The 21,231-nt window shown below is 46.5% G+C and carries 18 protein-coding genes; 6 read left to right on the forward strand and 12 right to left on the reverse strand.

Annotated features, from left to right (window positions below):
- Nucleotides 1–114 precede the first annotated feature (114 nt).
- Nucleotides 115–774 carry a vWA domain-containing protein gene (locus GWP40_RS05730; protein ID WP_414162767.1) on the forward strand — a complete coding sequence of 220 codons (660 nt, stop codon included), beginning with the start codon at nt 115–117 and terminating at the stop codon, nt 772–774.
- 32 nt (nt 775–806) lie between these two features.
- Nucleotides 807–2,243, forward strand: a complete 1,437-nt coding sequence (locus GWP40_RS05735; protein ID WP_212566419.1) for a pallilysin-related adhesin — start codon at nt 807–809, stop codon at nt 2,241–2,243.
- Nucleotides 2,244–2,350: 107 nt separating this feature from the next.
- Here GWP40_RS05735 and GWP40_RS05740 read toward each other — a convergent pair whose 3' ends face one another.
- On the reverse strand, nt 2,351–3,559 hold the full coding sequence (locus tag GWP40_RS05740) for an acetyl-CoA C-acetyltransferase (protein WP_212566420.1): 1,209 nt from the start codon (nt 3,557–3,559) through the stop codon (nt 2,351–2,353).
- A gap of 782 nt (nt 3,560–4,341) precedes the next feature.
- Here GWP40_RS05740 and GWP40_RS05745 point away from each other — a divergent pair.
- From GWP40_RS05745 to rpsD, 3 genes are all read left to right on the forward strand, one after another.
- Nucleotides 4,342–4,740 (forward strand): DUF1284 domain-containing protein, encoded by a 399-nt coding sequence (locus tag GWP40_RS05745; RefSeq protein WP_212566421.1) that lies wholly within the window; start codon nt 4,342–4,344, stop codon nt 4,738–4,740.
- A 753-nt stretch (nt 4,741–5,493) separates the two neighbouring features.
- Complete coding sequence (gene metG, locus GWP40_RS05750) at nt 5,494–7,881, forward strand: methionine--tRNA ligase (RefSeq protein WP_212566422.1); 2,388 nt, start codon at nt 5,494–5,496, stop codon at nt 7,879–7,881.
- A gap of 445 nt (nt 7,882–8,326) precedes the next feature.
- Entirely contained in the window at nt 8,327–8,941 is a 615-nt protein-coding gene (rpsD, locus tag GWP40_RS05755) for a 30S ribosomal protein S4 (protein WP_212566423.1), read from the forward strand.
- 118 nt (nt 8,942–9,059) lie between these two features.
- Here rpsD and fliJ read toward each other — a convergent pair whose 3' ends face one another.
- The 11 genes from fliJ to alr all read right to left on the reverse strand — a co-directional run bounded on the left by fliJ (nt 9,060) and on the right by alr (nt 19,739).
- The gene (gene fliJ, locus GWP40_RS05760; protein WP_212566424.1) at nt 9,060–9,503 is read right to left on the reverse strand and encodes a flagellar export protein FliJ; all 444 of its coding nucleotides are present in this window, start codon (nt 9,501–9,503) and stop codon (nt 9,060–9,062) included.
- 6 nt (nt 9,504–9,509) lie between these two features.
- The gene (gene fliI / locus GWP40_RS05765) at nt 9,510–10,949 is read right to left on the reverse strand and encodes a flagellar protein export ATPase FliI (RefSeq protein ID WP_212566425.1); all 1,440 of its coding nucleotides are present in this window, start codon (nt 10,947–10,949) and stop codon (nt 9,510–9,512) included.
- 3 nt (nt 10,950–10,952) lie between these two features.
- Nucleotides 10,953–11,891 (reverse strand): flagellar assembly protein FliH, encoded by a 939-nt coding sequence (fliH, locus tag GWP40_RS05770; RefSeq protein ID WP_212566426.1) that lies wholly within the window; start codon nt 11,889–11,891, stop codon nt 10,953–10,955.
- Between the two features lie 41 nt (nt 11,892–11,932).
- A complete protein-coding gene (fliG, locus tag GWP40_RS05775) occupies nt 11,933–12,994 on the reverse strand; it encodes a flagellar motor switch protein FliG (RefSeq protein WP_212566427.1) in 1,062 nt (353 codons plus the stop codon).
- A gap of 1 nt (nt 12,995) precedes the next feature.
- Nucleotides 12,996–14,699, reverse strand: a complete 1,704-nt coding sequence (fliF, locus tag GWP40_RS05780) for a flagellar basal-body MS-ring/collar protein FliF (RefSeq protein ID WP_212566428.1) — start codon at nt 14,697–14,699, stop codon at nt 12,996–12,998.
- Between the two features lie 51 nt (nt 14,700–14,750).
- On the reverse strand, nt 14,751–15,113 hold the full coding sequence (gene fliE, locus GWP40_RS05785; RefSeq protein ID WP_212566429.1) for a flagellar hook-basal body complex protein FliE: 363 nt from the start codon (nt 15,111–15,113) through the stop codon (nt 14,751–14,753).
- 17 nt (nt 15,114–15,130) lie between these two features.
- Nucleotides 15,131–15,586, reverse strand: coding sequence for a flagellar basal body rod protein FlgC (flgC, locus tag GWP40_RS05790; RefSeq protein WP_016524168.1), 456 nt, complete (start codon nt 15,584–15,586; stop codon nt 15,131–15,133).
- Nucleotides 15,587–15,596: 10 nt separating this feature from the next.
- Complete coding sequence (gene flgB / locus GWP40_RS05795; protein WP_212566430.1) at nt 15,597–16,016, reverse strand: flagellar basal body rod protein FlgB; 420 nt, start codon at nt 16,014–16,016, stop codon at nt 15,597–15,599.
- Between the two features lie 64 nt (nt 16,017–16,080).
- Entirely contained in the window at nt 16,081–17,541 is a 1,461-nt protein-coding gene (gene hslU, locus GWP40_RS05800) for an ATP-dependent protease ATPase subunit HslU (RefSeq protein WP_212566431.1), read from the reverse strand.
- Nucleotides 17,542–17,562: 21 nt separating this feature from the next.
- Complete coding sequence (gene hslV / locus GWP40_RS05805) at nt 17,563–18,102, reverse strand: ATP-dependent protease subunit HslV (protein WP_212566432.1); 540 nt, start codon at nt 18,100–18,102, stop codon at nt 17,563–17,565.
- A 509-nt stretch (nt 18,103–18,611) separates the two neighbouring features.
- Nucleotides 18,612–19,739 (reverse strand): alanine racemase, encoded by a 1,128-nt coding sequence (gene alr / locus GWP40_RS05810; protein WP_212566433.1) that lies wholly within the window; start codon nt 19,737–19,739, stop codon nt 18,612–18,614.
- Between the two features lie 151 nt (nt 19,740–19,890).
- Here alr and GWP40_RS05815 point away from each other — a divergent pair, with 151 nt between their 5' ends.
- Nucleotides 19,891–21,189 carry an FTR1 family iron permease gene (locus tag GWP40_RS05815; RefSeq protein ID WP_212566434.1) on the forward strand — a complete coding sequence of 433 codons (1,299 nt, stop codon included), beginning with the start codon at nt 19,891–19,893 and terminating at the stop codon, nt 21,187–21,189.
- Nucleotides 21,190–21,231 lie beyond the last annotated feature (42 nt).

The raw sequence follows: 21,231 nt of genomic DNA on the forward strand, positions 1-21,231 counted from the left end.
ATTATAAGGCTATTTTGCAAAATGTAAAGCCACCCACCCCTTTTTACTTTCTTTTTTTTGTAATATTATATAAATAGAACCGTGGTTATCTATATTTTAAGAGGAGATACTATGCTGAAAGTCAAATCTATTTTTTGTATCCTTGTTTTTTGTATTCTTTCTTATGCGGTATTTGCCGGTGAAAGAACTATTCCCGTCGATGTTTTTTTGATGATTGATAAATCACAATCAATGAATGAACCCGGTAAGTTTGATAGTTTGCATAAATGGGTGCGCGATACGCTTGTTACCGAAATGTTAATACCGGAGGATTGGATTACCGTCTGGGAATTTTATGAAAAACCGCATGAATTGCAAACATTAGTTATTAAAAATGAAAATGATCGTAATACATTGATAAAAACAATCGACAATATTACTCCCAACGGCGCATTTACCGATATCGGCAGTGCACTGGATGCAATCCAAGCTTCATTAAATAAGCGAGGAAAAAACAACCGATATAAAATTTTATTATTGGTAACGGATCTTGAACAAGATGCTCCATGGACATCAAAATACCGCGGGAAACAGGAATCATTTAAAAGTCCGTATCTGGCGGAAGCACGTATTATTAAACATGATAATTGGTACGAAATAACATTGGATATGGATATTCAGGATAAGGTTGTTAAAACGACTAAAGAACTTTATACAAATATTATTGATAATAGAGGCGTGCCTCGTAGTAATGATGATCAAAATAAAGTGCTTATTACCGAAGAGAAAAAATAAACTGTGGACTTTTAAAGTAAGGCATTTTAAATATGAAGAAATTGTTTTATATACTTTGCATTGTGGCGTCCGTCGTTATTATCGGCATATTGGTTTACCAGCGTATTGTTCGTCAACGAACTCAGGTAATACCACAGAATGCTCAAACGATTATTCCCGTTGCGCCGCAATTGCAACAGCAAGAGACATCTGCTTCGGAAGTAATACCTGAAAATATTATGCAATCGGGTATTACGCTGCTCAGCGATGAGGTACTTGTTGATGAAGTGCAAGTAGATGTAAACGGTGATAATAAGGAAGATAAAATTATTGCAGCAAAAAAGTTGTCCGATCAATTCATCTATCTTTTCATATTTTTACAGGAGAATGAAGCTCAAACTTTTACAAGAGCTGCGGAAATAAAGACGGAGGCGACACATGCAAAAACGCTTTCCGTTTATACATTAATGGTGCAAGAATATCCGTATCCTATTATAGCATATAATGGAATGAATGCCGATACTATGCAGGTTTTCGGTATGTATGCATTAGAAATCGATGAAGATAAAATAATCAGTGTCCGTTCTTTAGCGGGCATACAAGCCGATGGGCAGATTATACTGAAAAATGAACAGGATAATTCAATCTCCGATTATACGATATCTGCTTATTATTCCGATAAAGATGCTCCGAATACGCTCAACCAAATAGAAAAACAATATACGTGGAATGCAAAAAAAGAATTTTTTGTACAAACAAAAGAAATAAAGATTCCCGGGAAAAGGATTGAAAGTCAATTTCTTCAAAAATTTCAAACGGGAGATGCTCATGCTTTTCAAGAATTTCTTGATGGATTATGGTATCAGCCAAGTGCAAAAAGAGATCAAAACCGAAGTATTTTTTTTAACCGTTCCGAAAACGAAATTATTTTTTCCGTCGATAATATTCAAGAACTTTTTACTATCGATTCGATAACACCGCGTAGATTCGGTATTTATTTTTCTACAAAAAATGCCTCTATTTCGAGTATTCATCGTCGTATCAATATTGAGTTGCTTGGAATTGATGAGGTGCATATAAGAGTTATCGATGATATTGCACGTTTGAAAATCGGTGTTGCATCAAACTGGGATGGAACGTACCGAAAAATAAGCAATACCGTGCGTGAAGTGCAAAGTAATACCACGTTTGACAATATAAAAAAAATATTGACCGCAGATGAAAAAACATGGACAAGTACGGAAGGCTATTCTTTATCTTTTTCGGATAATTCGTATCGATTACTGCAAGATACGGTGCAGCAGTCAGGATGGTATACGATTTTGCAGATAAAAGACAATACTATTTTGCAGCTTAAAGATACTGAAAATAATGAACGTTTTTTTAATCTCATACTTGATAATGCCGGTAAACGGTTAAGCTTAATAGAAGTTTCCGTTACATTGAGCGGGATTACACCGATCGGAAAGTCGCCGCTGGTATTTGAATAAGGTTTTGCGGACTATACCATGATCTATCCGCGAGGTGGAGTTTTTAACTTCACCTCGCGGGATACCGCCTCTTAACGTTGATTGTTTCGACAGCGGATGTTTTTATCTTATCGCTTGACAATAACGGCAGTCCCTTGTCCTCCGCCGATACACAAGGAAGCAAGGCCGATTTTCTTATCTGTTCTGATCATTTCGTGAAGAAGGGTTACCAAAATCCGATTGCCCGAAGCTCCTACCGGATGGCCGAGAGCAATTGCACCGCCGTTTACGTTTGTTCGTTTTAACAGCGCATCGCGATCAACTCCGTGTTCCCGTACCAACTCATGGATAACACCCAGAGACTGAGCGGCAAATGCTTCATTCAATTCGATCAGTTCCATATCGGAGAGTTTCAGCGACGCATAGTTTAACGCATTGCGGATTGCCGGAACAGGACCTAATCCCATCACGAGCGGGTCGACACCGCCTTGCCCGATGCCGATAATTTCTGCAATAGGTTTGAGGTTATATTTTTTTACCGCCGCTTCACTTGCAATCAACACAAAAGAAGCTCCGTCGTTTATTCCCGATGCATTACCGGCCGTAACGGTGCCGTCGCTTTTAAATGCAGGCTTCAACTTTGCAAGTTTTTCGGGGCTGGTGGTACGGTTGGGAAATTCGTCGGTGTCGAAAACAATATCCCCTTTTTTGTTATGGATAATAATCGGAACTATTTCGTTTTTAAATTTGCCTGAATCGATAGCGGCAATCGCTTTTTGCTGGGAAGCAAATGCAAACTCATCCTGCTGCTCTCTGGTAATATTGAACTTTGCCGCAATGTTTTCGGCAGTAATTCCCATGTGGATATTTGCACGGGCATCGGTCAAGGCATCATAAATCATGTGATCGACTGCCTGCCAGTTTCCCATCTTATTTCCGCTGCGGGTATTGGCAGGAACAAGATACGGAGCGAGCGACATCGATTCTACACCGCCTGCGAGAACGATGTCATTAAAACCCGTTTGAATAGACATAACCGCTTCCATAACAGACCGCAAGCCGGATCCGCAGACCATGTTGATTGAGTGAGCACACACCGTTTCGGGGATACCTGCCTCCAATGCGATGGTTCGTCCGATATTTTGTCCGAGTCCGGCTCCAAGCACGTTACCGCAAATAAGCTCCGAAATCTGATTGGGCTTTACCTTTGCCTCTTCCAGTACCGCTTTGACCACCGTGGAACCCATGTCCTTAGGCGGCACGGCTGATAATCCGCCGAGGAATTTCCCGATAGCGGTGCGTTTTGCACTGATAATGTACGATTTTGATAATGCCATTTTTTGACCTCCTAGTAAATCAGGGGATATGTTGATGATAAAAGAAATTTCCAACCTTTCGGTCTTTCGAGACGATTGAAAAATCTCATTTATATCAAGATGAACATCCCGTGTGTCCTATCATATCACGCTTCAAAAAATCTGGCTATATTAGGCGATCGGGGTAAATGCATCAGGCCGGTTTTTTATCAGCCCGTAGAATAATTAGGGCTATTCAACCAGAGTTGAACCACTCCGCGGTTCAAATGGTCTCACAGCCCCAATTATTCTACGCTTTTTATTTACTCTGCCTGATGCATTTACCCCTCTGCTAGAAAAAATGTGCAAAATTTTATTCAAAATTTTGCACAGAAAGGAAGCAACCGCTTACAGTATTTCCGGTGTGGTTACGTTGATTAGGCGATCGGGGTAAATGCATCAGGCCGGTTTTTTATCAGCCCGTAGGATAATTAGGGCTATTCAACCAGAGTTGAACCACTCCGCGGTTCAAATGGTCTCACAGCCCCAATTATTCTACGCTTTTTATTTACTCTGCCTGATGCATTTACCCCTCTGCTAGAAAAAATGTGCAAAATTTTATTCAAAATTTTGCACAGAAAGGAACCAACCGCTTACAGTATTTCCGGTGTGGTTACGTTGATTAGGCGATCGGGGTAAATGCATCAGGCCGGTTTTTTATCAGCCCGTAGGATAATTGGAAATGGGATTTTCTTGCACTGCGGTTTTTACTTTGGTATAATTCTGAGCAATCTTTAAAATCCATAGTGCAAGGAATACCGTCAATGGAAACACTCAGTTTGCGCCCGCATCATCTTTTATGCACTCGCGCATTTAAAGGCAAAGGCTATTCTCCCGCATTTGTCGGAAATATGCAGCGTGTTATCGATCGGTTAAAAACCGGCTGCGATATTACCTTAGTGATAGGTGTTGATGCCATTTGCGCCCCATGTCCCGAAAGAATCGACAATCACTGCCGGTCGGAAGCAAAAGTAACAAGATTTGATGATGCCGTCCTATTACAGTTTGGATTGGAAAGAAAAACATATACTTATACCGAAATAGACCGCATACTTGAATCTCACCTAACCGAATCCGTATACGATTGCATTTGCCGAGGTTGTGAATGGAAGCAAACCGGCATCTGCTGTTATGCCGATGTAAAGCAATCACTGTTTACATGAGAATCTACAGTGCAAAACATTGAACCCCGCCTATACCGCCACGAGTCCGTTCTGAAAAGCCTTTCCAGCGCTTTTGGAAATAGACTGTTGAGCAGTGTACGTCCTTGTACACTGCTCAACGACGAGTTTGCAGGGCAAACTCGCTTCTGCATGGAATCACCGCCATCCGTGGCGCTGTTGAACAGTGTCCTTCCGTGTACACTGTTCAACGTCGAGTTTGCGGGGCAAACTCGCTGCTGCTTAATTTCACGGACATCCGTGTCCGTTCTGATACGTTGAGGATTTGCAGTAGCGGCAGGGATGCCATCGTTCAGAAATGTACATCCTTGTACATTTTTGAGTTGTCAGTTTGCAAGCAAACTGGTTACTGTTTAGAACCAGCGGCATCCGTGCCGCTTCTGTACAGCCAGCGCTTTTGCAAATAGACGGCGTAGATACGAGGCGCGAGCACAAATTAACCGCAGGCTCGGTAAGAAATGGACATCCTTGTACATTTCTTACCTGCGAGATTTGCATTGCGCAAATCTCGTTTTTGCGTGGAACCACCGTCATCCATGGCGGTACTGATACGTTGAGGATTGTCAGTAGCGGCACGGATGCCGCTGGTTATATCAGAAGCGATGTTTTGACAACGTCGAAACTCGCAGCCAAAAGTGTACAAGGATGTACACTTTTGGCAAGGCAACGAAGTAGATATGCCGTATATTTGCAAAAGATTGACTGATCTTTTGCTGTGCATTATAATAACCGGATATGAAACGAAAATTGATTACCTCAGCTCTTCCTTATGTGAATAATATCCCGCACCTTGGGAATTTAATCCAAGTCTTGTCCGCCGATGTCTTTGCACGTTTTTGCCGACTCCGCGGATATACGAGCTTATATATATGCGGTACCGACGAATACGGCACGGCAACCGAAACAAAGGCCCTCGAAGAAGGGAAAACGCCGCGCGAATTGTGCGACTACTACCATGCGATCCACCGCGATATTTATCATTGGTTCAATATTGCGTTTGACTACTTCGGACGCACCTCTACGCCTCAGCAGACCGAAATCGTGCAGGGGATGTTTAAAGACATTGAAAAAAACGGCTTTATAAAAGAGCATACTATCGAACAGCTTCACTGTGCACACTGTAACCGCTTTTTGGCAGACCGCTATGTACGCGGCGTTTGCCCCCACTGCGGTTACGAAGACGCGCGCGGTGATCAGTGCGAACATTGCGGCAAACTGCTGGAGCCGACCGAGCTAAAAGCTCCCCGCTGTTCCACCTGCGGAGCCGCTCCGGAGCCGCGCAGCACCAAACACCTCTACATCGACTTACCGGGCATCGTGCCGCAGTATGAGCCGTGGATGCAAAAGGCGAGCGTAGAAGGGCAGTGGAGCAATAACGCTGTGCAGATGACCAAAGGCTGGCTGCGCGACGGTTTGCAGGAACGCGCCATCACCCGCGACCTGAAATGGGGTATCCCCGTCCCGAAAGCGGGCTTTGAAGATAAGGTGTTCTACGTCTGGTTCGATGCGCCGATCGGATATATCTCTATTACAAAATGCTTTACCGATTTAACCGGATCCGATTGGAAAGACTGGTGGCTTGATCAAAATGACATAGAACTCTTTCAGTTTATCGGAAAGGATAATATCCCCTTCCATACAGTCATTTTTCCGTGCTCACTCATTGCATCGGGGAAGGACTGGGTAAAGCTCCATCATATTTCAAGTAGCGAGTACCTTAATTACGAGTCCGGAAAGTTCTCAAAATCGAAGGGGATCGGCGTGTTCGGCTCCGATGCGAAGGATTCGGGGATTCCGGCGGATATGTGGCGGTTCTATATCTTCTATAACCGACCCGAAAAGAACGATGCCCTGTTTACATGGAAGGATTTTCAAGAGCGGGTAAACAGCGAGCTGGTCGGGAACCTGTGTAATCTGATAAACCGGACGCTCACCTTTGTGTCGCGCTATTATGACGGCGTTATCCCGCAGCGGGATGGAATGGCTTCCGCCCGTGAGGATGTCCGTGCGGTAACGGAAGGCTTGCGTGCTGCAGCAAAGTATAGCATTGAAAAAATCACTGCGCTGCTTGAAGAAGCGGAACTGCGCGATGCCTTCCACGAGCTGTTTGCACTTTCCTCCGTTGCCAACAAAGCGTTCCAAGATGGAGAGCCGTGGAAAAACCGCGAGGCTGATCCTGAAAAAGCGGAGGCACTCCTCTTTGAACTGTGCTATTTAATCAAGGATTTGCTGATATTGATGCACCCGTATATGCCGGAATACGCCGATGCGGTTGCTTCGTTCTTAGGTATTAAAATATGGTCGGGCAATGTTTTTGACTGGGAACATCCCGTGCAGCCCCGTCCCGAAAATGCCCTTGCGTGGGAAAACCTCTTGGAGCGGAGCGGTTTGGATCGCGTACAAAAGCCTGCAATCATCTTTAAAACGCTGGAAAACGATGCGATTGCAGCGTATCGTGAGCGCTATGCAGGAAGTCAGAAGGAACGCGCCGCGCAAGCCGGAAAACAGGCTGCGGGAAAGCAAGCAGGCGGAGAACAGAGCGGAAAAAAACAGCAGAATGCGGGAAGCAAAAACGAGAAGCAGAAAGCCAAGCCGGAATGGGCGGATATTTCTCCCGAACGGCTGTTTACCGATTATATTTCGTTAAAAACCGCGAAAATCCTTTCCGTGGAAAAACACCCCGATGCGGATAAGCTCTTTGTGGAAACCATTGACGACGGCTCGGAAGGCGGGCGGGTTATCCTTTCCGGCTTAGCGCCGTATTTTGCGCCGGAAGAGCTGGTTGGCGCCGATATTATCCTCGCAGAAAACTTAAAGCCGCGGAAAATGCGCGGAATTGAATCGAAGGGAATGCTCTTAGCGTCTCATTATACCGATGCGGACGGAACCGAGCGGGTTGAGCTGGTCGGTATGCACGGTGCGGCTGCCGGTACGCCGGTAACGCTGGAAGGCACCGACACAGCTTCGCCGCCGACACAGAAGCCGGAAGCCATCGATGCGGAGCTGTTCTTTGCGGTGCCTTTTACGGTAGAAGATTTCCGCGTATGCGCAGCCGGAAAGCAGCTTTTGGTACATGGTAAACCGCTTGTAATGAAGTACGTTAAATCCGGTACGGTGCAGTAAGCAGTATGGACATCTCCATATATAACAGGAGCTATGGGGTAACAACTCGTCGGGCATCTCTATTCTGAACAATCTAAGCATATAGCTTGACAAAAGTCGGTATTTTGAGATAGGCTATATCATTGTGTTTTGTCGTACGCGGCTTTCATCTTGATGAAGTACGGCAAGCATAATACGGTAAACACCGATAAAATCAGTGTATTTTTGGGTGTTTGCCATGCTCTTTTTTATCGTTCCCTAATAAAAGAGACCTTGGGCATCTCTAAAAATTCAGTTAGATTTTTAAAGATGCCCGACGAGTTTTAATTTAAGTCTTTACAATATAATGACTTAAATTAAAACATCGCAAATTACATCTAAGGAAAACCTCTAAAAACTAAAGTTTTTAGAGGTTCTATTACTGTAACACCGCTGCGGTGTGCTTATTAGATTTACGAGGTGAAAAATGGCAACAAGACAGCCGAAAGGTAAATTGGTCCGCCGATTCGGATCAAATATTTTTGGAAATCCTAAGTACAGTAAGTTATTGGATAGAAAACCGAATGCTCCCGGGAAGGAACGCGGCGCTAAACAACGTGGAAAGATTTCTGTTTACGGTGAACAGTTAAAAGAAAAGCAGAAATTCCGCTTTGCGTATGGAATGTCCGAGCGTCAGTTCAGCAATCTATTCCAAAAAGCATTTAAGATGTCCGGTGTTACCGGCGACAATATGCTCTCATTAATGGAGCAGCGGTTGGATAATACCATTTATCGAATGGGATTTGCGGTAAGCCGTGCACAGGCACGTCAGATGGTTTCTCATGCTTATTTCTTACTGAATGGTAAACCGGCAAATATCCCGTCTATGCGTGTTAAAGTCGGTGATGTTATCACGACAAAAGATAAGAAAGGCTTCCAAAATCTTATCCGGCACAATTTAAGCACTGTACAGGGTGCAAAAGGCGTTTGGCTTTCCGTTAATGATGAAAATTTATCTGCAACGGTAGCGGCGCTTCCCACTCCTGCCGACATTCAACCGGTCGGTAATATCCAGTACGTTGTTGAATTCTATTCTCGGTAATACGGGATCTAAATTCAACATTGACAAAAGGCTTCCTATGTATGCCGTTGGGTATATGCAGGGAGCCTTTTTATTTATAGGCTGAACTATTTTGTTTTCGCAGATTCTTTAAGCGGCGTTATAGGTTCTGACTTTTTCTATATTCGCGGGCATTGACGATGTCGTCGAGAACCGCATCTTGTTGTTTCAGCCCTTCCGCTTTCCATTCGACTTCTTTCCGCTCCCGCAGCTTTGTTACGATGAGCCGCTCTTGATGTGCTTTGATATAAATTTTCCGCATTTTTTCGATGACGAGTTCCGCCTCTACCAGCGCCTTTTCCTGTTTTTCCCGGTCGATGCGGAGCCGTTCCAAGTAGTTTTCATGCAAGGCGAGTTCAGCAGGGGTTTTTAGACTTACCCTAAGCGACCGGCGTGTTTTTATTTCTTCCTGTGCGATTTCGGTAAGGCGCAACACAATTGCTTCGCGGGCAGCAACGGCACGTCCGAGGTTGGTTTCCGCTTCTTTTTCGCGGAAGGTTCGGATGTCCAAGAGCTTTTGAAGTGAAAACTGAAATTTCTTCATCGAGGATTATTTTTCCGTATACTCCGCAGCCGGTTTTTCGATTTCGGCTTTGTATAAATCGGCGGCTTCCGACGGCATTAGATATTTTTTTGCGGCCCCTGCGCCCGCTTGGAAACTTTCCTCATTCGGGATATCGATGTGGGTAATGGCGCTGAGCTGCTCCAGCGTTTTTTCGATGGGCGCGGGATCGTTTACCTCTTGCTGCAAAAAAGTTTCGATTTTATCATGGTGTTCGATGGCTTCGTCGATGGCAGGATTACTGCCTTTTTGATACGCACCGACTTGAATCATATCTTCGGCATCGGCATAGACTGCCATCAGGCGGCGCATGTATTGAGCTGCTTTTTTACTGCATTCCCCCGCGACACGGTTTGCCAAACGGGAAATACTGCCGAGTACGTCGATGGCAGGGTAGTGCCCGCGCTGTGCAAGTTTCCGGTTAAGCACGATGTGTCCGTCCAAAATACCGCGTACCGCATCGGAAATCGGCTCGTCCATATCGTCGCCGTCGACGAGTACGGTATAAAATCCGGTAATCGATCCTTTTGCAGAAGTTCCGCTCCGCTCAAGCAATTTAGGCAGCACCTCAAAAACACTCGGAGTGTAGCCGCGGGTTGCCGGCGGCTCCCCGATTGCGAGGCTGATTTCACGCTGAGCCTTAGCAAAACGAGTAACCGAATCGAAAAGGAGCATCACATCCTTTCCTTGATCACGGAAATACTCGGCAATCGCCGTTGCCGTATATGCGCCGCGGATACGGGCGAGCGGACTGGTATCGGATGTCGCGGTTACCACAACCGAATGTTTGAGTCCTTCAGGGCCGAGGTCGTGTTCCAAGAAATCGTTTACCTCGCGGCCGCGTTCGCCGATGAGTGCAATGACGTTGACGTCGGCGCTCGTATTCCGCGCAATCATGCCCATCAAGGTTGATTTACCGATACCCGAACCGGCAAAGATACCGATACGCTGCCCTCTGCCGACAGCAAGAAGTGCGTCGATAGCGCGGATACCGGTTACGATTCGTTCTTTAATGGGGCGCCGCTCCAGCGGATCAGGCGGTGAAGCAAGAATTGGGTAGTGCAGGGGAGAGTAGGGTTCCTGTTTGTTGTCAGCCGCTCTGCCAAGCGAATCGACGACGCGGCCGAGCAGTACCGAACCGACGGGTACGGAAAGCATTGTCCCGCTTGCGATGACATCACAGCCGATTTCTACTCCCTGTATATCTTCGTAGGTCATCAGCTGTACGGTTGAGCCGTTTAAACCGATAACCTCGGCGATAATGCTTTCTGTGTTATCTTTTAGATTGATTCTGCATAATTCCCCGACGGAGGCTTGCGGGCCGCGACTTTCGATAAGAAGCCCCTGCACCCGGCTGACAACACCGGTGCGCTTAATGGGTTCCGTTTCGGAAACTGCGTCAAGGTATTTATCAAAAAGCGATGTCATAAGCTACTTTCGATTTGAAGCCCCGTCGGAGGAAGCCGCCCGCGTTCGTATCGGAGATATTTCGAGGATACGTTGTTCAAGCTCATGCAGCTGAGAGGCAATACGTGCATCTACCGAACCGAAGTCGGTTTCGATAATACAACCGCCTGCATCTACCGATAGGTCTTCCACGACGGTGATATTTTTGATATTCTCTGCCGCTGCCAAGAAGTCCTTTGTATGCTCGCTTGTTAAGCCGACATCGGCAAGGTTCACCCGTATAATGACATCGGCGCGTCCCTTTACCTTGCGCAGCGCGTGGATAATATTCGACGTTACGACATTCCGCTGATTTTCGGAGATTACTTTTACAATCTTGCGGGTCATCAGCAGTACGAGGTCGACAATCTGCTGTTCTGTCTGCGCTAAAATCTCTTCGCGTTTATCCATCGTGCGCTCAATCATCGTATGGAGCCGCTCTATCAAACGGGTTACTTCAACTTTTCCTTCTTTGAAGCCCGCTTCCCGTCCCGCATCGAAACCTTCGGTAAAAGCTTTCTTTTGTGTAGCAGCCTCGGTTTGTTCGGCCTTATCGACAATATCAGCGGCTTTTTTCTCCGCATCGCTGACTATTTCTTGAGCTTGTTCGCGGGCTTTTTGCGCATCGATTTGAGACACATCCATCTGCCGCTTTGCTTCTTCAAAAGCGGTTTTCTTTGCGTTTTCGATAATTTCATCGGCTTCGCGGTGAGCATCGGCAATGAGTTGTTCTTTTTCAACTTCCCATTGACGCTTAAATTCTTCCGCTTCGTTTTTGAGATCCTCAAGTGTCGGGCCTTCGGGAACCGGAACGGCTTCTACCACTTCGGTAGTAGTTTCCGGTTCAAAGGTTTTCTCTAATGCCAGCACCATATCGCCGTCGAGTTTTTTAACTTCAAAATCACGAAAAATATTTTTAGCCACTTTCAGAATCTCCTTTTGCCGATTTCACTACGCTGTTTTGGTTAGACAATCATCTCGTCTTCGTCGGAACGTGCAATAACAATATCGCCGTTGTCCTCCAAGTGCCGGATAATCGAAACAATCTTCTGCTGTGCTTCTTCGACGTCCTTCAAACGGGTCGGACCCATGTATTCCATTTCTTCTTTTAACATGCTTGCCGCACGTTTGGACATATTTCTGAATATCTTGTCCTGTACTTCGGTATCGACAATCTTGAGCGCTTTTGCAAGCTCTTCACTGTTAACTTCACGCAGCACCTTCTGAATGGAACGGTCGTCAAGCATAACAATGTCTTCAAATACGAACATACGTTTCTTGATCTCTTCCGCAAGGTCGGGATCTTGATCTTCAAGCGATTCGATAATCGACTTTTCGGAAGAACGGTCGACAAGGTTGAGGATTTCCACAATGCTTTCGACACCGCCTGCCGCCGTATAATCTTCGCTGGAGAGGGTAGAAAGCTTCTTTTCGAGTACCCGTTCAACTTCGCGCAAAACATCAGGCGACGTTCTATCCATCGTTGCAATACGGCGGGCTACATCGCTTTGAATTTCATCGGGCAGGTTCTGCAAAATAACCGATGCTTTCTGCGGTTCCAGATATGCAAGGATGAGCGCAATGGTCTGCGGGTGTTCCTGCTGAATAAAGTTTAAAAGATGCGCCGGATCGGTACGCCGGATAAAGTCGAAGGGGCGTACCTGCAACGAACTCGTGAGCCGGTTGATAACCTCAATGGCCTTTTGGCTGCCTAAAGATTTCTCCAACAATCCGCGCGCATAATCGATACCGCCGGTCGTAATGAAGTTTTGAGCTGCCATCAGCTCTTGGAATTCTTGTAAGACCGCTTCTTTCAGCTCGGATTCAACCGTTTCGGTACGGGCAATTTCGAACACGAGTTTTTCGATTTCGTCCTCGCGCATCTGTTCCATGATCTTGGCGGAGATTTCTTCTCCGACTGCAACCAAGAAAATTGCCGCCTTTTGCCGCCCGTTCAGCGATTTTATATCTTTTTGCTTTTTATTGTTTGCTGCATTCGCTTTTTCTTTTGCCGGTGATACTGCCATACTATTCCTCCATCAACCATGTGCGCAGCAGTAATGCAACATCTTCAGGATGCTCACGCGCATTGTTTATCACATTTTCCAACAGTTCGCGCCGTTTCATCTCTTCTACGGACATTGAAACTTCCATACCGGCCTGTTCAGCCTCCCACAACGCTTTTTCGCGTTCAAGTTGATGCTGCCGTAAAAGCTCTTCTTCGCGGAGCCGCTTTCTGCGCTCAATTTCGCGGCTGACAATACGGTAAACGATAAAGACGAGCAACAGGAATGCCAAGCCTGCTAAGCTGATCAGCAATATCCATCGCCGTTGAACCGCTCTAAAATAAGCTTCATCTTCTTTTTCAAACTCCGCCATGCGGTCGAATTGAATATTGAGGACGCTGACCGAATCGTTCCGCAGCGCGTTATATCCGATTGCGTTTTGTACCGCTTGTGTTGCTTTCAGTAATTCCTCATCAGGGATGGGAATATATTCACGCTCAATCTGCCCGTCTTTAACGATGAAATTGCCGTTTGCATCTTTCTTTTTGCGCCATTGCCCGTCGATATTTACCGACACGGTACGCCGTCCCATTTCGGGGCTGACGATTTCGGAAGTCTTTCTGCTGCCGATTTCTTCGTTTGTTTTTACAATCGACTGAGTAGACAAGCCGGTCAAGTTACTGGTGTCTTTGTACGATGGAGCCGTTTGCCCTTCCACACCTGCGGGACCCTCGGGATTAAAGCCCGTTCCCTGATAGGTTGTCGTGGCGGTTTCCGAAGAACGGGTAACCGAAGCTCGTACCTCGGATTCATCATACGGAGTTTCGGGATTGTCCGCTCTCAGTTGGAAGGGCAGGTATTCTACCGTTTCGGCTGTCTTTTCCGACATATCCATATCGATTTTAATACTGAGATCCCGGACACGGTCGGTTCCGTACGTCTGCTTTAAGAGATTAAGAATTTTGATCTCATACTGCGTTTCCAGCTTTGCAATAATCTTTTGCTGTTTTTCGATAATGGAGAGGCGGTCAAAGTCCTTCATACCGCCGAAATCATTGAGAATGTTCCCGCTGTTATCGGCAATAGTGATATTATCGTCGGTTAAACCTTCAACGGCATATTTTAAGACCTTTTGAATACCTTCAATTTTTTTACGGTTCGTGCTAATGTCACTGCCCGGTTTAGGGTAGAGGATAACGCTTGCCGTTACCGGATTCTGATCCGCTTTGAACAGTTTATCTTCCGGAATGTTGACTACTACGCTTGCATCATCCACATCGTCCAGAGCCTTAATATGCTTACGGACTTCTTCGATAACTGCCCGCCGTACGTCGATATTGCGTTCAAAGTCCGTCCGTGTCCAGCGCTCCACATCGAACAGCGCCCACGGGTCGGTATTTTGTGGAATAAGGTCTTCGCGCAAGAGAATGGCGCGCATCCGGCGGGCGGTTTGCTCGTCGTTCACTGAGATAACACCCGATTGTGAAACGGTCGCGTTCACATTCTCTTCGTTGAGTCTTAAAATGATACGTTCTCTGACCGTTGCATCCGTTACCGGAGTATCGATGAGCGGTACAAGTGAGGGTTTAGCCGACCATGAAGTAAGCAGGACGATGATAACGACTGCCGCAACAATGACGGCTGCCAATATCCCTTTTTGAATAGGCGTCCACTTACTCCACAGTGTTTTGATTTGCGTTAATGTTTTTTTAAACCATTCGTTCATGTGTCCTCCCCCTTACTGAACGAACCTGCTACAATAATTATAACAGCTCCATTATCTGGTTATGGTAATATCATTCCAACTTTTTACGACGCGGTCGATGAGCGTCTGTGCAATTTTCAGCGACATACCGGCTTCCGCCATTGCGATGGTAATATCGTGTACGTCTACGGATTCAGGGTCTACAATCATCTGTTGCCCGAGTTCCGCAGTCCGCTGCTGTTTTGCATTTATTTCATCAAAGGCTTTGAGCAGGCTCTGTTCAAAGCTCATTGCTTTTTTATTTACTGCCGTATCGACTAAATCCGTATCCGAAACCATGCGGCTGCGGAAGCTATCGACGGCGATCGGCGCTATTGCCGGATTTTTCATAATAGCCGGAACCTTATACAAGGTTGCCGTATTGGTAATCGTCATAGGAGCCCCTTATCTCGTTAGCGTCCGATTTCGAGCGCACGCTGAAACATTTCTTTTGAACCCTGAACAACCGCCGCATTCGCTTCATAAGAGCGGGATGCGGAAATCAGGTCAACCATTTCCGTTACGATATTCACATTCGGATATTCAACATAACCCGCTTTCGGCCCCGAAAGTATTGCATGGGGATGGTCGGGCTCATACGACAGCCGCGGCTCGGAGTTATCTTTTTCGATACCGGTTACGCGGACACCCGTGCCGACGCCTCTATCCATATCGGAAGAAACAAAGGGAAGCCGCCAATCGATACCATCGTTTTTCTGCGCAAGAACGACGCGGCTGCGGCGGAAATAGCCTCCTTCCTGTGAACTGGTAGTGGAAGCATTGGCGATGTTATCGGAAATAACATCCGTTCGTAACCGTTCGGCGCTCATACCGGTCGCCGCTATGTTGATACTGCTGAAGATACCCATTTACCGCTCCTTATTTTAACACCGACTGTACTTGGCTGTACTGAAAACCGGTCATCTGACTCAACAGCTGATACTGCATCTGAATCTTGAGGATAGTCATCGCTTCTTCTTCAGCATCTACGTTGTTGCCGTTCGCCTTTGCTGTTGTCGTGTAATCCAACACACGCCGCGGAGAAACCGAACGATAGTCGATAACGCCATCCGACTTTATATGACTCGGATCGGTTACCGCTAACTGAAACTGACCGGCAGCCCGTTTTTCGGAATCGAGCGCATGTTTTAATTCCGTTTCAAAATTGACCGATGTCCGCTTGAAATCCGGTATCTCCGAGCTTGCAAGGTTGTTTGCCGACACGGTATAGCGAAGGGCGTTTACATCAAGCGCACGGTGTAAAAGATCGACTGTCTTTTGAAAACTGTTTATGTGCATCTCAACTCCTTTAAATTATTCGTATACTCATATATCGGCATTATAAAAATTCCCTTGAGGAGCGTTACAGGATATAACGGGATAAATCTTGATCCTGTACGATGTTCTTCAACCGTTCGTCGACATACGCGCGGTCTATTTCGACGGTCTTTTCGGTCATATCGCTTGCATTAAACGAAATATCTTCCAATAGCATTTCCATAATCGTGTGGAGGCGGCGGGCGCCGATGTTTTCCATCGTTGAGTTGACCTCCGCTGCGAGGTTACTCATACGCTCGATTGCTTCATCCTTAAAGATGACGGTCAGCCCTTCGGTTTCGAGCAGCGCTTTATACTGTTTGGTTAATGCGTTTTTAGGCTCAAGGAGAATCCGCTTAAAGTCTTCCGCATGGAGCGATTCCAGCTCTACCCGCAGCGGGAAGCGTCCTTGAAACTCGGGGATAAGGTCGCTCGGTTTTGAAATGCTAAAAGCGCCCGCCGCGATGAACAGGATGTGGCGGGTATCGACGACGCCGAACTTTGTGTTGACTTTGGAGCCTTCTACTATAGGAAGAATATCACGCTGCACCCCTTCGCGGGACACATCGACACCGCTGCTCCGCTCGCTTTTGGACGCGACTTTATCGATTTCGTCGATGAAGATAATCCCCATCTGCTCAACCCGCTCTTTTGCTTCCTCTACAATCTTATCGTGATCGACGAGCCTATCGAGCTGGTCATCCATAATAATCGTGCGTGCTTCTTTTACGCTGGTCGTTTTACGTTTGTTTTTACCGGCGCCCATTAGCATACTGCTGATATTCGACATCGCGCTTTCGAGGTCTTCCATGCTGGAACCGCCGGCAAAGATTTCAAAACTCGGCATTCCTGACTGCTGTACGGAAACTTCTACCATTTTATCTTCAAATTTGCCGTCCCGCAGCATCTTGCGGAACTTTTCCCTCGTTTCGTGCATATCGTCTTCAGCTTGATTGCCGTCTTCTGCCGAATTAACTTCCGCTCGGATTTCTTGGTTATTTTCTGATTCCGCATTATGCTCCGAGCCGGAGATTAAAAGCGGCTTAGCGCTTTCTTTCCGATTCCGCTTTTTCTTGTTGGAACCCGGCAGTAACAGGTCAAGGAGAATTTCCTCCGTGTTTTTTTCCGCCTGTGCTTTCAACGTTTCCTGCATCTCGCTTTTTACCATAGAAAAGCCGACAGCCATCAGGTCGCGGATCATCGATTCAACGTCGCGGCCGACATAGCCGACTTCGGTGTACTTTGTCGCCTCTACTTTAAGGAACGGCGCTCCTGAAAGTTTTGCAAGGCGTCGGGCAATTTCGGTTTTACCCACACCGGTCGGCCCGATCATCAGAATATTCTTAGGCGCTATTTCTTCGCGGATTTCTTCGCTTAATTTGAGCCGGCGTGTCCTATTCCGCAGGGCGACGGCAACGGCCTTTTTCGCCTTTGTCTGTCCGATAATATATTTGTCAAGCTCCGCTACAATGTGCGGAGGGGTGAGTTCATCCAAATTGATTGTCATACTCGTATTTTCCTCTCGTTATCAAATTTCTTCTATATGTATGTTTTCGTTGGTGTATACGCAAATTTGCCCTGCGATGTTTAAGCTCTTTTCCGCAATTTCGCGGGCTGATAAGTCTGTGTTGCGGAGTAGGGCGAGCGCTGCGGCATACGCATAATTGCCGCCCGAGCCGATTGCAAGCACATCTTCTTGCGGTTCAATGACATCTCCGTTCCCGGAAATCAGCAAAATAGTCTTTGCGTCCGCAACCAACAGCAACGCTTCAAGATTTTTCAGCATTTTGTTGGTGCGCCACTCTTTGGCAAGCTCGACCGCAGCGCGGGTAATGTCTCCGCCGTATTCCTTGAGTCTTCCTTCAAACTTTTCGAGCAGTGTAAAAGCATCGGCCGTTGCGCCGGCAAAACCGGTCATTACTTTGCCTTCGTAAATCTTGCGGACTTTGCGGGCATTTCCTTTCATCACCGTTTGCCCCATCGTAACCTGCCCGTCGCCTGCCATCGCAACTTTTCCGTTCCGTCTGACAGCAATAACGGTCGTACTCCGCACCTTCGTGTCTCCCATGTATAACCCCATTAGCGATATTAAGATATATTGATACTATTTCTCATTATAGCATAATATACTTCTTTTGAAAATATACGGTGTATCTGCGTTGTCGCTTAACAAAAAACAGTCCTCGACGTACAACAAGTACGCCTGCGGGTGTTTTTTGTACGCTCCTAGCATCTGCACCGTCTATTTTCAAAAGCTTACGGAAAGGTTATGTACCGCGTGGCGGTTCTGAAAATCCTCAACGTATCAGAACGGACAGGGATGTCCGTGGTTCCACGCAGAAACGAGATTTGCGAAATGCAAATCTCGCAGCCCAAGAATGTACACGGACGTTCATTTTGGGCGAGGATGTCCGTGGTTCCACGCAAAGGCGATGTTTTTGCGCAGCGAAAACTCGTCGTTGAAAAGTGTACACGGATGTACACTTTTCAACAGGCCTGCGGTTAATTTGTGCTCGCGCCTCGTATCTGCGCCGTTTATTTTCAAAAGTGCCGGATACGGTGCATCTGCTCAATTATTTATCGGTTTTCGTTGATAAACACGCGTGGAACACGCTTGTGGATACCGCAGGTGATTTCGTAGGGAATAGTGCCTGCAATGTCTGCCAGCGTTTGCGCGCTATTGTCCTGCGGGTCGGGACCGAATATGCACACCTCATCCCAGCGCTGTACCCACGGGTGCGCACCGAGGTCGACCATGCATTGATCCATACATATTCTACCGATGATCGGGAAGAACTCGTTGCCGATGCGTACTTTTAACCCGGGCGAAAGCGCGCGACGTAGACCATCTGCATATCCGATCGGGAGGGTTGCAATATAGGTATCCTGTGCGGCTGTCCAGTTACGCCCGTAGGATACACAGGTTCCCGCGCGTATCTGCTTTATCAGCACTACCTGCGTTACCAGTTCCATAACGGGCTTTACATCGATAGCCGTTGCCGTACCCTGTATGGGCAGGTAGCCGTAGGCGAGGAGTCCGGGGCGCACCATGTCGAACCGAGCTTCGGGCATCATCTGCACCGCACCTGAGTTGGCTGCATGAACGAGCGGAATGTGTATACCCGTCTGTTTGATTGCTTCGACGGCATCGGTAAAACGTTCCAACTGACCTTTTGTAAAGGCGCGGTCGGATTCGGAATCGGAGTCCGCAACGGCAAAATGCGTTGCGACACCCTGCAGCCGCAAATTTTTTGCCCGCACAATTTGGGTTGCAAGTTTTACCGCTTCCGACGGCTTGCAGCCTATCCTGCTCATACCGGTATCTATTTTTAGATGTACCGCAACGGTTTTCTTTTGCGCATCGGCCGCGCGGTTGAGTTCGTTGATGAATTCCTCATCGATAACAAGCGGTTCCAGTTTATATTCTATAATAGAATCTATTTCTTCTAAAATCGGCAGACTGAGCGAAATAATCGGAGCGACAATGCCCGCCTCTCGCAGTTCTATACCTTCCTGTACGGAAGCAACAGCGAGGTATGAAACCCCTGCACGAATTGCGGCAATTGCCGTCCGCACGGCGCCGTGTCCGTAAGCATCGGCTTTAACCGGTAAACATATTTTTGTTTCCGGAGCAAGGGTTTGTTTGATTTGAGTAATGTTATGTTTCAGATTATCCAGATGGATAATCGCTTTTGTTGCACGCATGGGCGGTATTGTACTGTAAACGGTAAATAATTGCAATTTATAAAAAAAATGTCCTAATGCGTTTACCCTGAGGTGCGCCCTTGACATTATTTTTATGAGTGATATACTAACGGCATATTTGTAAGTTTTAGCTAAGTTAGTCGAGGGGCTTATGTATATTACACAGAATAAAAAACATGCCTTTGCCGCAATTTTGTTCGCTTTATCGTTCATATTTATTCCGGTTAGCGGACTGTATGCCGCAAACGGCGAAGAGGTGCTGGATTCGTGGACAGGAATTGTAAAAAAGATGGAAGTGCACCTCAATAATGCCTACGATCTTTATACTCAAGGGAAATCCAAAGAAGCGTATGACGAAGTGAACGTTGCCTACTTTAGGTTTTATGAATCTAAAGGGATGGAAAAGATAACGATGGGATATCTTTCCGGTGCCCGTAAAACAACGGTGGAAAATGCGTTTTATGAATATCGTCGAAATGTATACAGCGATAAAGACAACGAGATGGTAAAAGCGCATAAAGATAAGCTTATTGCAATGCTTTACCATGATGCAGCCGAGCTTGACGGCACGTTGGACGAAAGCGGCAGCGAGACTGCAAATACCGCTCAATCGGCAGTTGTTGCAACGTTTATTTCCTGTTTTGTATTGGTACTCCGCGAAGGCTTGGAAGCAATCCTTGTTATCGCCGCTATTATCGCCTATCTTGTAAAAACGGGAAAAAAGAAATATATCATGTCGGTATATGTCGGTGCGTTGGGCGGTATCTTGGTTAGTATTCTGCTGGCCTTTTTGTTCGGCGCCGTTGCCGGTGCGCAAAGCGGTATCGCTCAGGAAGTTTTTGAAGGCATAGGTATGTTTGTCGCAGTTATCGTGTTGTTCTATGTCAGTAACTGGATGCTTTCAAAGTCCGAAACCGAAGCATGGGAACGGTACATTCATAAGAAGGTTGAAGCATCGGTTTCTACCGGAAATAAATGGGTCTTAATTTTCGCGGCCTTTATTGCAGTTGCGCGTGAAGGCGCCGAGCTTATTCTCTTTTTCCAGGGTGTTCCCATTCATGGAACGAGCGGCCGGAATGCAATGATCTTGGCGATTGTGCTATCAGCGGTTGTTTTGATTGCGGTGTTCCTAGTCTTTAGGTTCTTAACCGTGCGTCTTCCGCTTAAACCTTTCTTCTTGGTTACCAGCGTATTGATGTATGCGATGTGCTTTTCGTTTACCGGAAAAGGTGTGTCGGAACTGCAAGCTGCCGGTGTTGTCAATAAGACCGTTATTCCGTGGATGGGCTTTGAAATGGACTTCCTCGGTATTTATGCAACGTATGAAAGTCTCATTCCGCAGATTATCGTACTTGCGGTGATTATCATAATGTCTGTTGTATATGCAAAAAAGAATAAACAACAGCGTGCTCAAATTGAAGCTGAAAAGGCGAAGATTGAGCAAAAGTAAAAAGATATAGGCCGATCTCAAAAGCAAAGTTTTTGAGATCGG

Origin of the sequence: Treponema vincentii, assembly GCF_018336815.1 — a bacterium.
Taxonomy (GTDB): domain Bacteria; phylum Spirochaetota; class Spirochaetia; order Treponematales; family Treponemataceae; genus Treponema.